Below are 14,515 nucleotides of genomic sequence, written 5' to 3'. Positions count from 1 at the left end.
CTCACATTGGAGGCCTCCCCTTTTTATTTATGGTTCAATGATGTTGTTTAGAACAGTCCGCTCACCTTGCCGGTGTTCACATCCACATCCACGCGCCTGAAAGCGGGGTTGGATCCGGTGCCCGGCATCAGGCTGATGGTCCCTGCACACGGGCAGAGGAACTTGGCGCCGGAGTAGATCAACACGTCGCGGATCGGGAGGGTCCATCCCTTGGGAACGCCCTTGACTACGGGATCGTGGGTAAGGCTGAGGTGGGTCTTGACCATCATGGTGGCGAAATCCGCATACTTGGGATCGTTCTCCAGCATCTTGGCCTTGGTCTCGGCCTCCGGGCTCCAGGAAACGCCGTCCGCACCGTAGACCTCTTTGGCGATCAGGTCGACCCGGTCACGCAGCTTCATCTCCAGGGGATAGAGGAAGTTGAAATCGTTTTCCTCGTTACAGGCGTCGATCACCGCATCGGCAAATTCCAGTGCGCCGTCGCCGCCCTTTTCCCAGTGCTTGGATTCGGCACAGCGGGCCCCTGCCGCCTCTGCCGCCTTCCGTACGACGGCGCATTCGGCATCCGTATCCGTATAAAACCGGTTGATGCAGACCACCGGATTGATCCCGGCCTTGCGGATGACGCCGATCATGTGCACCATGTTTTCACAGCCCTTTTCCACCAGTTCCAGATTTTCCTTGGTATATTCTTCGGGAAGGGCAATGCCTGCCACGACCTTGGGGCCGCCGCCGTGCATCTTGAGGGCCCGGATGGTGCTGGTCAGAACCGAGACATGGGGTTTCAGCCCGCTGAACCGGCACTTCACGTTCCAGAATTTCTCAAAACCGATATCCGCGGCAAATCCGCTCTCGGTCACATGGTAGTCGAACAGCTTGAGCCCCACCCTGTCCGCGATAATGGAGGACTGGCCCACAGCGATGTTGGCAAAGGGGCCGGCATGCACCATGCAGGGGTTGTATTCGGCGGTGCACATCAAGGTCGGGTTGATGGTGTTCCGCATGAACGCGGTCATGGCGTTTCCGACTTCCAGATCACCGGTGGTCACCGGCTTGCCGGACTTGTCAAAGGCCACGGTGATGTTGTTGAGCCGCTCCTTCAGGTCTGCCAGGTCCCGGATAACGGCCAGAATGGCCATGCACTCGGAACCGACGGCGATGCCGAATTTGGACTGCATGGTGAATCCGTCCATGCGGCCCCCCAGCCCGATAACGATGTTTCTGAGGGACTGGGCGCAGAAGTCCATGATCCAGCCCAGTTCCACCCGGGTGGGATCGATGTCGAGGCGGCGCATGCCGGTGAGCCGTTTGAGCTGTTCGTCATTGTAGTTGCGCTCGTGCTGCATGCGGGAGGTCATGGCCACCATGGCCAGGTTGTGGGCATTCATGATGTCGTTGATGTCGCCGGTGAGTCCCAGGGAGAACTCGGTCATCGGGATCAGAAGGGAGTTGCCGCCGCCGGCCGCTGTTCCCTTGACATTCATGGTGGGGCCGCCCGAAGGCTGTCTGAGGGCGCCGCCGACGCTTACGCCGCGTTTTCCCAGCCCTTCCATAAGGCCGCAGGAGGTGGTGCTCTTGCCTTCCCCAAGGGGGGTCGGGGTAATGGCCGTCACCTCGATGTATTTTCCGTCCGGTTTGTTCTTTAACCTTTCATTGATCTTAAGAAAATCAAGCTTGGCCAGCCTCCCCATCGGGAGTATCTCATCCTTTTCCAGACCCAGCTTTTCTCTCCACTCATCGGGCGTCGGCATGTTTTTTTCTGCGGCCTCGGAGATCTGCCAGTCCGCCATCTCTACTGCATTGTAAGCCATGGTGTTCATCCTCCTTAAATGAAATGATGTGTTTTGGTTCGGAAACCCGTTCCTCCCCATGTTGATATAAAAAGACCTTTTTCCGCCACTATTTCAGATGAATGCCCTCCCTATCATAAAAAAAATAGGCCGTCAAGCAATCTTGTGAAATTTTGAACTTTCTCTTGCCTGGAACAGGTCTGCCGGGTATTATCTCTGAAAGCGCCCGCATCGGACCGGCAGTATTCAGCCTCTTTTGGGGCTTCCTGTTCGCCGGGAGGCGCATTGGGGCCGCTCAAGAACAGAAATGACGCCGGTCATTGCCGGGGGGTGAAATATGGAGATGAAGACCATTCGACAGCAGCTGATGGAGGCCCTGTCCGGGACAACAATGACGGCCATCGATCTTTCCCAGGAAGTGGGAATCAGCGAGAAGGAGGTCTATGAGCATCTCCCCCATATTGCACGCTCTGCAATATCCCAGGGGAAAAAACTGGTGATGGAACCCCCCCGGTGCCTGAAATGCGGGTTCGTCTTCGAAGGCCGAAAGCGGTTTACCCGTCCGGGTCGCTGCCCGAAATGCCGGGAGACGCATGTCGAAAGCCCCACATATAGGATTGAAGGCGCCAGGCATGAGACGTGAGGTGCGAGGCCCGCGCGAGGCAAAAGCGGCTGAAAGCTCAAAGCTGAAAGGTAAGCAGGTCCGGACGTCGTGCAAAATGCTTCTGCCCTGTATCAGGCATCCGGCAACCTGCTGCGGGATCTCCGCTATGCTCCGACCAGCAACCGGCAACCAGATTTTCACGAGGTAATATCATGTCAGACCATCAAACGCTGGGCTTTATCGGCGCCGGCAATATGGCAACCGCCCTGATCAAGGGGCTCATTGAAAGTGGTGTTTACGACAGGGACCATCTTCTGGCGGCCGATAAGGACGAAAAGGCCCTGGAGAGGATATCAGCGGATTTCGGCATAACATGCCATCCCTCCAATCTCAGGGTGACGTCGGAGAGCGCCATTGTGGTGCTTTCCGTAAAGCCCCAGCATATGCAGGCGGCCCTGAAGGAGATGAAAGGGGCCATTATTGATCAGCATCTCCTCATTTCCATTGCCGCGGGGATCCCGCTCCGAATGATCCGCGACACCATCGAAAGAGATATCCCCATGGTCCGGGTCATGCCCAACACGCCGGCCCTTGTCCGGAAGGGGGTCAGCGCCCTGGCCGCGGGGGACCTGGCCACGCCGGCCCACATGGAGGCGGCCAGGCGTATCTTCGAGGCCGTGGGTGAGACCGTTGAGGTCAAAGAGACCCTGATGGATGCGGTCACGGCCCTGTCAGGGAGCGGCCCGGGATATGTCTTCAGGATCATGGAGTGCATGGTCGAGGCGGGAGCGGGTCTCGGCCTGGAGGAGGAGACGGCGCTCGAGCTGGTGGTCCAGACCTTCCTGGGTGCGGCCCATCTGGCAAAGACCTCGGACGACTCCCTCTCTGAATTGCGCCGGAAGGTGACCTCCCCGGGCGGAACCACCGCCGCGGGCCTGGCCGTGCTGGAGGAGAAGGGCCTGAAAGAGATGATCACAGCGGCGGTAAACGCTGCATGGGCCCGGTCACGGGAACTGGGAAAGAAGGATTAGAATCTTTGATTGTAGCTTCTCTGCACCCTGCAGAGAAGTTCTATTGAACCGCAAAGGCGCCAAGAACGCGAAGAAGTTTTGATGGGTTCGTTATTCGTTAATAGGATTCAAAAATCTCTCTGTGTCTCCGTGGCTCTGTGTGAGTCCCGCCTGGCGGGATCGGTTGCGGCCGTCAGGTCGCCTCAGAATCTTTGCTTGTAGCTTCTCTGCACCCTGCAGAGAAGTTCTATTGAACCGCAAAGGCGCAAAGAGCGCGAAGAAGTTTTGATTGGTTCGTTGTTCGTTAATAGCCTTCAAAAATCTCTCTGTGTCTCAGTGGCTCTGTGTGAGAATGGCATCTGAAACCCCCCAGCACCCCCCGGGGTCCGGCCGGTTGGCCTGGCCGTGTCTTGTTCAGGGGACCCTCATCCGGAGATACAAACGCTTTCTTGCGGACGTGAGGCTTAGAAACGGGCATGTGGTGGTGGCCCACTGCCCCAATTCCGGGAGCATGCTGGCCTGTTCCGAACCGGGCCGGACCGTCTATCTGTCCCGGCACAACACGCCCAAGCGACGGCTCCGGTATACCTGGGAGCTGATCCAGATGCCCACCTCCCTGGTGGGCACCAATACCATGATCCCGAACCGGCTGGTCAGGGCCGCCATCCTATCGGGCCGCGTACAGGGGCTGACCGGGTATGAACGGGTCCGATCCGAGGTGGCGTACGGCACCAATTCCCGTATCGACCTCCTGCTGGAAAAGGGTTCCATGCGGTGTTTTGTGGAGGTGAAAAACTGCACCCTGGTAACGGACGGCGTGGCCTCTTTTCCGGATGCGGTGACCTCGAGGGGGCTCAAGCACCTCAAGGAACTCCAGGCCCAGGTCCGCTCGGGAGATCGTTCGGTGATGTTCTATCTGATCCAGCGGATGGATGCCGGTCTGTTCCGGCCCGCGGACCTGATCGATCCGGCATATGGAGAGGAACTGAGGCGGGCGCTTCAAAACGGGGTGGAGATCATGGCGTACGATGTGTCTATCGATCTCGAGGGGATCGCCCTCAACCGCGAGATCCCGTTTGACCTCTGACCGGTATCCGGCATGTTCTCACACAGAGACACGGAGACACAGAGAGGTTTCTGAAGGCTATTAACGAATAACGAACTACCGCCCGTCAGGGCTTGGTCAGTTCTGATCCTGAATCTTTCTTACAGGATCAGAACGAACCAATCAAAACTTCTTCGCGCTCTTCGCGCCTTTGCGGTTCAACAGAACTTCCCTGTAAATTGTGCAGAAGTTGCAACCTAAGATTCTCAATTCTTCAATCCCACAGGTTTCAGAGTGCAGAACGACCACCGGTTTCCGATGCCCCCCTCCATCTGGACCCAGCCTTTGAACCTGTCCGTCCGGACGGCCTCGGCCAGTTTGGGGCTGTACAGGGGGTACCAGGGGAGATCGTCCATGATCATCTTCTGCATCTCCCAGATGAGGCGTTTCCGCTCCTCCAGATCCATGGTTCCGGCGCTGGCGTCTGCTATTTTGTCAAAGCGGAGGTTGTTGTAGCCGCAGGTGTTCCAACCGTTGGGCTTGTTATTCCTGGAGATGAAAAAATTTCTCAGATAGTCCGGATCCAGGGAGAGGTTGCCGTAGCCCAGCACAAAGAGATCGAATTGACGGCGGGCCTTGACCTGCTGGATAAGGGACCCCAGCGGCATCGGCTTGGAGGTCACGGACATCCCCAGCATCTTGAGCCACTCCTGGATCATGATCCCCAACATGGCCCGCTGGGGATCATAGTCCGCAGGCGGGGTGAGGATGGTGAATTGCTCCACAGGGCTGCCGTCGGGCAGGCGGAGTTCTTCTCCGTTGGCCACCTTCCCCTCCAGGGTGACGGGCGAGCGTTTCCACGTGTATCCGCCCTCGCTTAGGATCTCATAGGCCTTGACGATGCGCTCATCCCTGGAAAGCCCTTCCCCGTATCGGGCCACGTTCGGATTGTGCCAGAAAGTATTGCTGGACGGCACAACGGAATCGGCCTTGGTGGCGTATCCCTGCAGGATCCTGGTGGTGATGAACTGCTTGTCCGTGGACAGGGCCACCGCCTTCCTGAAATGGATATCGTCAAAGGGCTTTTTCCGGAGATTGAATCCCAGATAATAAAGTCCGCTTTTCTCATTGGTAAAAACCCTGATATCCTCGTCGTCCTGCAGGTCCTGCAGATAGCCCGGCTGCAGCCCCCACCAGAACATGTCGATACTCCCCTTCAGCAGGGCCAGGATCACGGCATCCGTCGTCCCGAAAAACTTGAATATGATGCCGTCGATATAGGGCCCCAGGAGATATCCGGAGATTTCTTTCCCCTGTCCGAAGAAATGCGGGTTTTTGTCCAGATAGAGGTAGGCCCCCTGGCGCCATTCCTTCAGGACAAACGGCCCGCTGCTCACCGGATCGGTCACCTTTTCCCTGAGGAGGGCCAGAAGCGGTCTCTCCGTCCTTCTTGCATTTTCGGCGATGGGCGCCCATTTTTTTTTCTGAACAATGGGCGTGGTGAGGGTCCTGGAGAGGAAGATGGCCTTGGGTTCCCTGAGGTGAAAGCGGATGGTGTGTTTGTCCGGGGTCTCGATCCTGCTGATGAAATCCCAGTTGGACACAGATCGGGGAATCCTGAACTCCCTGATGAGATTGCCCGTAAAGGCCACGTCCTCGGAGGTCAGCTCAGTACCGTCCGACCACTTGGCAGGCCGGAGTTTCACCGTATAGGTGAGGGCGTCCGCGTCCAGCACCGGATCCTCGGCGGCCAGCCACGGCACCAGTTTCAGATCCTTGGGCTCCCGGATGTACAACGGCTGGTAAATCTGGGAGAGGACCTTGCCGGACCAGGCATCCGAGGCCAGCCACACATTGAGGGTCTTGGGTTCTTCCAACAGACCGATGGTGATGTCTGCATCCGCACGGGCCTCGGGCACGGAATGGATCGCGAAGATCCAGGCCCCCAGGGCAAGAAAAATGCAGAGGGCATAGATGGGCGTCCGATGCGCCGGTTCCGGGCGGATGGGATGGGGCGTATGCATGATTTCCTCCATGAAATCTGGGATATAGGGTCAGCCGGCAATTGTGTGATGCCGCTTCATCCGGGGTCTTAACAGATGAAGCGGCATTATAGGGTGTTTCGTCATTTTTAAAAAGGCTTTTCGTGCACCATCGGCCTGCCCCCGTCCAACCGGGCGTCCCCCCGACATCCCGGGTCCGGCCATACATGGACTTTCTGTCTCAGTCCGCTTCCTGTCGGCTTTCTCAAAATGAGAATAATTTTCCTTGACTTTACGATAGGTTTCAATAGTATGCCCTTAAATTGGCCCTGCTCCCTGCTCCCTGCTCCATGCTCCATGAGCCATCTGCCATATAACTTGCGCCTTGTCGAAGATCCCGCGTCCTTTTGCGGGGCGCCTTACGCCTTCTGAATAGAGGTTTTATGGAGTACCCCCTCAGATACATCCTACCCGGCTCCTGACACAGCCTTTTCGGCCGGTCGGGAGCAAAGTTCATCATCATAATCATCCCAAATTGTGAAATGAAAAACCGGAACCTGACACGGTTCCAAAACCATTCTCATAGGTTAATCGTACGATTGATGGACAGGCGGATCGGAAATTGTCGAGAAAAACGATTCACTCGAGTGCGTCTAGCGGGCTTCGGACAACCAAAACATCTTTTCACGTGTTTAGTCAACAGGATATCGAGGCCTCTTTTGTAAGCGCATAGTCCAATTCCAGTAGGTTTGTTCGGTGGGTGGCGATATTGCAGAACCTGTCGAACCTTGTCCATGAGCGTGAGTTTAAGATCCGGGCGGGATTTTTTTAAAATTCATAGCGAGCGCATTCACCGCTGCTTGCAGTCCCGCAGCGGGATTAGCAACGAACTCAAAATGAAAAATCCTCCATCCTCCTTAAATTTGGGAGATTCCCGGTTCCGCTGTTCAAGCGGGATTGAGGTGATCTTCAATTTTCCATGCTATTACGTGTATTGCGCAATAGATGGAAAAGCCGACAGGGCTTTTTCCATGTTTACAGTCTTAATATCATGATAGGTGGACTTTTTTCCATGATATATAGGCAATAGGTGGAAAATTTTTCATCTATCCCAACTGTTGGCCTCATAGGAGAACAGAATGAAGAAGCTTGAAACATATCTGATGCTGTCCTTTCTCTTCTTAGTGGCTCCTAATGCTCATGCAGAAGACGCCTCTGAGGTATCAGTGGTCTATCTTAAACAGAATGTCATTAAGACCGTCGAGCAGAATGGACAGGAGTATCAACTCTGGCTCAAACGTCCAGACCAAAACACGGCTAAACCATTTTTCGATGTTTGCTCAGGAACCGGACTCTTAATTGCCATTGACAATCAGCCATACCTTGTCACGGCAAGTCATGTTGGTAAGAAGATGACCCCTTCTGCCCTCATAATCATCAAGGGAACGGACGACACACCTATTGCGATCACATTTATAGATCTTATCGCGCCACAGACCAAACTGAACTGGATAATCCACAACCAAGCTGACGTAGCCGTTTTGCCGATTACAACAACCAATCTCGAGGTTCGGAGGAAAATCGCAAAGCATTTCCTTGGGATAGAAATTCTGGTTAAAGAGGAGTCGGCACCCGACCGTGAGTTTGATCTCACGATCTTGGGTTTTCCTCTCAATCTCGGAGTTGAAGGGAAGTTTTCTCCAATCTCAAAGACTTCTCGAGCTGCCAGTGGGCTTCTAACTTTACCTCGTGCCGACACGAAGACGAAAGCCACCTTCTTCCTTCTTGAGGATCCAAGTGTAGGTGGATTCAGTGGGGCACCAGTTTTCGTAAAACCTGGTACAGTAATAAAAGGTGGTGCCTTCATGTATCGCAAGGGATTCAATTACTTGGGAATTGTCCATGGTACTATTTCCGACAGGACCGGCGGCAAGTTTGCTGCTGTCATACCGTCAAAGTATGTCGTTGACACTCTTCGACAGGCTCACGAAACTCTACAACAAAAAGAGAAAGCGACAGGCCAACCAGAAAATCCAGGCGACAAGAAATAGCTGCGCAATTTCTTGCGTCTGATTTTGCCCGAACCTAGCTTGTAATTCAATTTTACTCCAAAACTGGAAACCGAATGACTGGCAAATTGCCCATAGTAATAGATGAATTACTAAAATATCGACAAAGTGCTGCAAAGCAAACTAATGTCTTCACAAAACTGAAGCACAATGCCCACTTATGCCCTGCTTTCGAACGACAAACCAATAGAATTTTAGACTGTTTTCTGAAATTTCACAGTATCGCATATGATGTACAAGGGATTAATGATCGAGGCACTGATGTGCTGTTACGTTATGAGGTTAATCTAGATGGTGAATCAATAAATAGATATATTGCATTTCAAATAAAATCTTATGATGATATAATTTCTTCAAATTACCTTAAGAATTTGAAATCTCAGTGGTTTGAGGCTAAAGCTGAATTCAATTCCTTGCTTGACCACTATTACATCCTCTTGTGCACTGACAGTCACCTGCACAAAAACAAGATTCGGCAAATAAAGAAGACTTTTTCCACTTCGGAAAATACTACAGTTATAGATCCATTATATAGTGCCACCTTCCTAAGGCTGAATTCCATTCGCATTAGTTCTATTGTATCGGCCATATTGAGAGATGATGATATTATTTATGCGAAGGCCTCCTCAGATCTAATGATGTACACACCAACTGAAATCGCGATCTATTCAGCTATAGTCTTGGAGGTAACTTTAACATCACGAAGAAAATTCGATATAAATATAATAAAAGAAAATGGATTTGTCAGAGATATTTATGCAGCGCTTCCCGACTACCCGAAAGACTACTATTTCTATCTTGAAGAAGAGTCTTTCGATCTGGACGATGACGAAGCTGAAATAGATGATTTATCTGATAATGACATCGAAGAATACACTGATCAAAAAAGAGACTTTAATGAACGATTTGCGGAAGACGTAGATAATATAAGTGGCGGAGTTTTCTCATTTGATGCTTCTAGTGGGATGGTGGAAGTTGATTTGGAGGTTGCAAGGCCACTGCAAGCCATAATGTTAGATGGTATGGTTAGATATGATTGTGGAGCAGGTGCGCTTTTACAATACGTTTTCTCAGCCCTCGCAATAATGAATAGATTTGGCTTTGATGATATGGAAAACGAGGAATGGCCTGCGGAATTATTGCTGTATAATATCTAAGGAAGTTAGCCCTCAAATTAGATAATTCTATTCTTTGATTAAGCAGTTATTATTGTATCTATTTTGAGCCCAACATTGCTGCGGCAGTTGACGGCACAAAAAGACATGGACCGCGACTGAGCAGCCCGTTGGGGCGAAAAGAGAATTCCTATAATAATGGCCCAATGTTCTAAAAAACAAATCAAATGAAACATATTGCTGATTCAATAATTTATTTATCAGGTTTCATTTCCACTGTGTTTTTTGTCCTCTGTGGAATTTCTTATTCCTCTAATAAAACCTGGTTCATCTGGACTTTATTTGGGGGACTCGTCTTCGGCCTGCTTACTGGTTTCCTTATTTGGCAAAACGAAGTTTGGAAAAACCAGGAAAGTATAAGTGCGGTAACAGAAACTGACGTTGAGCCGAGTGTTTCATGCCATATGGAATACCCCATTAAGGTAGAAAATGAAAAAACATATAGAAATAAGAGAAACCCATCTATTATTATACAGAATTCTGGTCCCATTGCAGCTTCTTCGCTCTCAGCTACAGTTGAAATCTATGTTTACAATACAAAAGAAAATAAGATCACTGAATTAATCAAAACAGGTTTTAAGGGTTTTGATCACACGGTTTCAGCTAAGGTGCTCGAACCATTTTCTGACATTGAGCACCCAACAATCGGGATTAATGGCAAAGACCTTATCGCTGTGTATTCAGTCAATATTATTTATTATCGAAAAGCTGATATGAAATCTTTTAGGTTAGATGAGTATTTTTTTACTTATAACAAGAGAATCTACAGTGATTTTGAATTTAGAAATGATGATGATAGGTACCAAAAAATTATTGATGAAATAATGTCTTTTAAACCCCCGAACAGTAAAGGAAATGACGTCAAGTTCACAGCGGCGACTGAGCATACTTGGTTTATGGAATCTGGGCCGTCAATACTGAAAAGAAAAAATGAAGATGGATCAGTAACAATCGCAGGAACTCCTATAATCCAGAATGATTCTAAAATTCCGGGGCTTCCACATTTGATTGTTAATCCAATCCAATTTGAAGAAAGCGGTCGTTTTATAGAGGCTGAAATTGAGGGAGAACATATTAATGCAAAAGTAAAATATGAGGTAAAAAATATTGGAAGTGTTACGGCAGTTATTACTGAGGATGGATTTAATCCTGTTGTAGAAATTGAACCAGGTCAAAAAAAAATCTATATCCATGTTTTAGAAATAGCAAGAGGACCTGGCAATGTCGCCCCTCTTCAAGAATTTTTAGATTTATTAGACTCTGAACAAAAATTTGGCAAGATTATATTGAACTTATTATATCGGCCTAAAGATAATGATAGCAAACTATTTAAGGCAACCTCAATTAATGAATTTAGCAAATTTAGTGTGAGATAATATATTTAGTGTGAGATAATATAAAGACCAATTTAGCTGCCTCAACACCGCTGCTTCACTCTGACCGGTGTTTCGCAGTCGCTCAACACCGGCAGGTGACCAACCCGTTATGTGGTTGAATAAAGCAATATTTTATCAATTTTAGATATCAAAAGAGGTGATAAATGACAGACCAAATCAAAAAGGGAGATGTCGTGCAGCTGAAATCAGGCGGTCCCCAAATGACAGTTACGGACATAATTGATGAAGGAGGATACAAGACAGTTCATTGTCGTTTTTTTGATAAAAACAAAAACTTGCAGGTTGCTGAATTTGATGAATTAGAGTTGGCCTTCTACAAGGCTCCAATAGGAGTTGTCAGACTCCATAGAGGCTAAATTAATACCATAAAAAGTGGTTGCGGGACGTTCTTCACATTTACACATTTAGCTTGCTGAGTGGGAACAGTTTTATGATCTTATATAAAGTGGAAATGTGAAGAACGTTGTGGGCAGCGGAACCTCCTTAAGATATCAAGATTAACAGGGTAATCAGAAAATGATAGACGGTAAATTGTGCCAAGATTAGCCCGATTAGACGCTCCCGGAGTACTACACCATATCAAGACGGGGACATCCTCTTTGAAACTTTAATTGAAATTGGGTATATCTCATACGGCGCTTGCAAAGAACTGCAGGCAGTCTGGCCAACATCGGATTTTCTGTGGAGAGGGAGAGCCCATCGCAAGAACGCCAATTATTCAATTGATCCAGAAGTTACTGAATCATAAAAGAGGGTCCGCTGCCCTCGAGCTAGGCGTTGGGCCTTTGGTATAACGAGGATATAAAATGAATGAGAGTGCAAAGTTTTGGATAACATCTGGTTTGGCGCTAATAGGAGCACTGGCTTGGCTGCCAACCATTTTTGGTTCGCTGAAATCGAACAAGATTGAAGGCAAAATTTTAAGCCAGTATTCCAATGTTGCAAGAATTCCAAATGGCCGTGATTCAGGGATCATTTTGCAGAAGCTTTCATTGTATTCTAAAAACAAGAACTTCTATTTGAAAGACATTGAAGTATATCTGAAATTTCCAAATGTGAAAGATGAGCTTAAGTGCACATTATGGACCTGGAGAGATCTCTATTTTACTTTTGACGAGAAAGGTCACAAAGTACAACGAAAGCTCAGTATCGAAACAAAGGATTATTTATTACAGTTGACGCTCTTGCCAAAAGACCAGTCAATTGTTGGATTCTTATCGTTTTCCTTTGATCATCTAAAAGATGAAAAATATGAATTTGTGAGATATGTTTTCATAGACTTTGATGGGAACAGAAAGACACTGGTTATTCCCCAGGACAACATATCAGAGAATACACAGATCTTTGATAAAAAAATATGGATAGAATGGGACCGGGAGGCTCTTTAAAAATTAAATTGAAATTGGGTATATCTCATACGGCGCTTGGCAGCAACTGGAGATGAGGTTAGCCGGCGTCAGTTTTTCAGTGGAGAGGAGAGAGCCATCGCAAGAAGCGCCGATTATCACCCGATCCCGTAGTATTATGGAGTCAGAGAACTCGGAAAACAGCCGGCATCTTTAATCAACGGATTTTCAGCAGAAGAGTTATACAGAAACCACATAATTATTTGTGTTAGCTGCTCTAGAGCAACGATTTGAATAGTTTATTGGAGAAATGTCCTCATGGCACCTTTTAACAAATGGAAAGAACCCTATTTGGCCTTGTTGAGTTTTCATAACGATCTTGGTGTGGAATTTAAAGAGATATTTTCACCAAATGTATTTATTTACAATAAAAGAGAAGCATTCCTTTTTTTCTCAAGTCTCACTTTAGCCCTTTATGCCGTTTTAACAAACAAAATAGAGCAGGAAGCTCAAACTAAATTCGCTCAATTGCAGTTGGATGGGATATTTCAGCACTTTAGTCAGGCCGGGAAACCAACTCTATATGAGATTGCTGGATCATTAGAGGAAAGACAAAATGAATTATTTCAAATTGTCGCCAAAGGTATTACTGGTGAAATGGACGCCAAAACTACCTTAGAAGCAATTACTAATAGCGTTTTCAGTAATGTTTTTAATGCAGATGGGGATCAATATGAAATAGTATATCCTCTTTTATTCAGCACATTGGGAAAATATCTAGACAAAGCTTTAAGTGAATTTAGATTTTAGAGCAATCTATATACCAAATAGGCCTAACATCGGCCTTAACGACTCGGAAAAGACGACGGGTTCCTGTTAGCCCAAGCGTTGTGCGCACTGCGTCGCCTGGAAAGAACTGGAGATCGTTTGGCCAACATTAAATTTTCAATGGAGAGAGGAGCGTCGATCCCAAGAAGTGCCAATTATTTACTTGATTCAGAATTGAAATAACACAGGCATCGAAATGGTAGAATATATCGCTATCGGTCTCATAATCTACGCCGGTATATTTTATAGATTGGCCTATTACTTTGCCAACTCACAAAAAGGCTTTATGAGAGGCCATCCAGTGAGTTCTTTTGTTGATAGGGGTATAAAGCCGAGCCTCGGCGAATACATCGGGGCGCTACTCTGTGGAGATGGGGACGCTGTTAGTTTTTAAGGTTTTGAGATTGCCAGGTGCGGGATGAGATGATAGGGGGGAGATGGGGGACGGGCATAAATAGATAACTAACTTGACATGGGGCAGCGGGATGCCCTTAACGTATTAAGATTAACAGGGTAATCAGAAAATGATAGATGGGAAATTATGCCAAGATTAGCCCGATTAGACGCTCCCAGAGCATTACATCATATCAAGGCGGGGACATCCTCTCTAAAACTTTAATTGGAATTGGGTATATCTCATGCGACATCTGCAAAGAACTGGAGATAGTTTGGCTAACATAGGATTTTCAGTGGAGAGGGGAGAGTCCTTAGAGAAATAGCAAACAGCCAGCTTCTTTAGTCAACGGCTTTTCAGCGGAAGAGTTGCAGAAACCATATAATTACGGTTGGGCAGTAATACTGCAAAGGGGGTGCTCTGTGAAAGACTATCTAGACCCAATCTTCGGTGCAAAAACTACTGGCGATGTTTGTATTGCTCTTCAAACAGCAATTGATTCTCTGAAAGCCAAAAAGTACTTTGCCAAGGTGCCGGACTACTACCAAAACATTTCCGCAGAAAGCCCAGCCGAGGTGCAAGAATGGTTCGACAAAATGCGAGATGATGATCAGGCAGAGGAAGAAGGAAACCTGAAGGAAATTTACGGCTTGTATGACGCTGCGTTGCGAAGGCTCAGAAAACTCGGGTTCCATCGCGATCAAGATGCCTAACAATATGGTTGCGGGACGTATGGAGATGGGGACATCCTATATTATTCCTGTCAAGAAAAAAGTTGTCCCCAAAAAAGTGTTGTAAATTCAATCAGATAAAAATCGCCAATTTTTCGGGTATACCTCCCCATTAAGACCCTGGCGGCTTTTTGTCGTTGGGTC

12 protein-coding genes are annotated in these 14,515 nt (G+C 48.4%); 10 read left to right on the top strand and 2 right to left on the bottom strand.

The genetic code is table 11. From position 1 onward, the window contains the following. Positions 1–47: 47 nt before the first annotated feature. The gene (locus K9N21_13720; GenBank protein ID MCF8144969.1) at positions 48–1,811 is read right to left on the bottom strand and encodes a formate--tetrahydrofolate ligase; all 1,764 of its coding nucleotides are present in this window, start codon (positions 1,809–1,811) and stop codon (positions 48–50) included. A 322-nt stretch (positions 1,812–2,133) separates the two neighbouring features. Here K9N21_13720 and K9N21_13715 point away from each other — a divergent pair, with 322 nt between their 5' ends. The 3 genes from K9N21_13715 (at position 2,134) to sfsA (ending at position 4,491) form a co-directional block, all read left to right on the top strand. After that, on the top strand, positions 2,134–2,433 hold the full coding sequence (locus K9N21_13715) for a transcriptional regulator (GenBank protein ID MCF8144968.1): 300 nt from the start codon (positions 2,134–2,136) through the stop codon (positions 2,431–2,433). Between the two features lie 173 nt (positions 2,434–2,606). After that, the gene (gene proC, locus K9N21_13710; GenBank protein MCF8144967.1) at positions 2,607–3,425 is read left to right on the top strand and encodes a pyrroline-5-carboxylate reductase; all 819 of its coding nucleotides are present in this window, start codon (positions 2,607–2,609) and stop codon (positions 3,423–3,425) included. A gap of 331 nt (positions 3,426–3,756) precedes the next feature. Further along, positions 3,757–4,491, top strand: coding sequence for a DNA/RNA nuclease SfsA (sfsA, locus tag K9N21_13705; protein MCF8144966.1), 735 nt, complete (start codon positions 3,757–3,759; stop codon positions 4,489–4,491). A gap of 224 nt (positions 4,492–4,715) precedes the next feature. Here the strand turns inward: sfsA and K9N21_13700 are convergent, their stop codons facing one another. Then, positions 4,716–6,473 carry an ABC transporter substrate-binding protein gene (locus K9N21_13700; GenBank protein ID MCF8144965.1) on the bottom strand — a complete coding sequence of 586 codons (1,758 nt, stop codon included), beginning with the start codon at positions 6,471–6,473 and terminating at the stop codon, positions 4,716–4,718. A gap of 1,097 nt (positions 6,474–7,570) precedes the next feature. Between K9N21_13700 and K9N21_13695 the strand changes: the two genes are divergently transcribed. From K9N21_13695 to K9N21_13665, 7 genes are all read left to right on the top strand, one after another. After that, positions 7,571–8,482 (top strand): serine protease, encoded by a 912-nt coding sequence (locus K9N21_13695; protein MCF8144964.1) that lies wholly within the window; start codon positions 7,571–7,573, stop codon positions 8,480–8,482. Positions 8,483–8,556: 74 nt separating this feature from the next. After that, positions 8,557–9,657 (top strand): hypothetical protein, encoded by a 1,101-nt coding sequence (locus K9N21_13690; GenBank protein ID MCF8144963.1) that lies wholly within the window; start codon positions 8,557–8,559, stop codon positions 9,655–9,657. Between the two features lie 185 nt (positions 9,658–9,842). After that, positions 9,843–11,051 (top strand): hypothetical protein, encoded by a 1,209-nt coding sequence (locus K9N21_13685; protein MCF8144962.1) that lies wholly within the window; start codon positions 9,843–9,845, stop codon positions 11,049–11,051. A gap of 164 nt (positions 11,052–11,215) precedes the next feature. Continuing rightward, positions 11,216–11,428 (top strand): DUF2158 domain-containing protein, encoded by a 213-nt coding sequence (locus tag K9N21_13680; protein ID MCF8144961.1) that lies wholly within the window; start codon positions 11,216–11,218, stop codon positions 11,426–11,428. Positions 11,429–11,878: 450 nt separating this feature from the next. Further along, positions 11,879–12,460: a hypothetical protein gene (locus K9N21_13675; GenBank protein MCF8144960.1), complete on the top strand. Its 582-nt coding sequence runs from the start codon at positions 11,879–11,881 to the stop codon at positions 12,458–12,460. A gap of 276 nt (positions 12,461–12,736) precedes the next feature. Continuing rightward, positions 12,737–13,228, top strand: coding sequence for a hypothetical protein (locus tag K9N21_13670; protein ID MCF8144959.1), 492 nt, complete (start codon positions 12,737–12,739; stop codon positions 13,226–13,228). Between the two features lie 834 nt (positions 13,229–14,062). Then, entirely contained in the window at positions 14,063–14,353 is a 291-nt protein-coding gene (locus K9N21_13665; protein MCF8144958.1) for a hypothetical protein, read from the top strand. Positions 14,354–14,515: the final 162 nt, after the last annotated feature.

The organism is Deltaproteobacteria bacterium (assembly GCA_021737785.1).
GTDB lineage: Bacteria > Desulfobacterota > DSM-4660 > Desulfatiglandales > Desulfatiglandaceae > AUK324.
Note: the sequence above shows the minus strand (reverse complement) of the source record. Positions and strands in the feature narration are given on the sequence as shown.

Excerpts from the sequence above, each read along its gene's own strand:
- K9N21_13695 (MCF8144964.1), top strand. The coding sequence starts at position 7,571 with ATGAAGAAGCTTGAAACATATCTGATGCTGTCCTTTCTCTTCTTAGTG.
- K9N21_13675 (MCF8144960.1), top strand. The coding sequence starts at position 11,879 with ATGAATGAGAGTGCAAAGTTTTGGATAACATCTGGTTTGGCGCTAATA.
- K9N21_13685 (MCF8144962.1), top strand. The coding sequence starts at position 9,843 with ATGAAACATATTGCTGATTCAATAATTTATTTATCAGGTTTCATTTCC.
- K9N21_13700 (MCF8144965.1), bottom strand. The coding sequence starts at position 6,473 with ATGCATACGCCCCATCCCATCCGCCCGGAACCGGCGCATCGGACGCCC.
- proC (MCF8144967.1), top strand. The coding sequence starts at position 2,607 with ATGTCAGACCATCAAACGCTGGGCTTTATCGGCGCCGGCAATATGGCA.
- K9N21_13715 (MCF8144968.1), top strand. The coding sequence starts at position 2,134 with ATGAAGACCATTCGACAGCAGCTGATGGAGGCCCTGTCCGGGACAACA.
- K9N21_13680 (MCF8144961.1), top strand. The coding sequence starts at position 11,216 with ATGACAGACCAAATCAAAAAGGGAGATGTCGTGCAGCTGAAATCAGGC.
- sfsA (MCF8144966.1), top strand. The coding sequence starts at position 3,757 with ATGGCATCTGAAACCCCCCAGCACCCCCCGGGGTCCGGCCGGTTGGCC.
- K9N21_13690 (MCF8144963.1), top strand. The coding sequence starts at position 8,557 with ATGACTGGCAAATTGCCCATAGTAATAGATGAATTACTAAAATATCGA.
- K9N21_13720 (MCF8144969.1), bottom strand. The coding sequence starts at position 1,811 with ATGGCTTACAATGCAGTAGAGATGGCGGACTGGCAGATCTCCGAGGCC.
- K9N21_13670 (MCF8144959.1), top strand. The coding sequence starts at position 12,737 with ATGGCACCTTTTAACAAATGGAAAGAACCCTATTTGGCCTTGTTGAGT.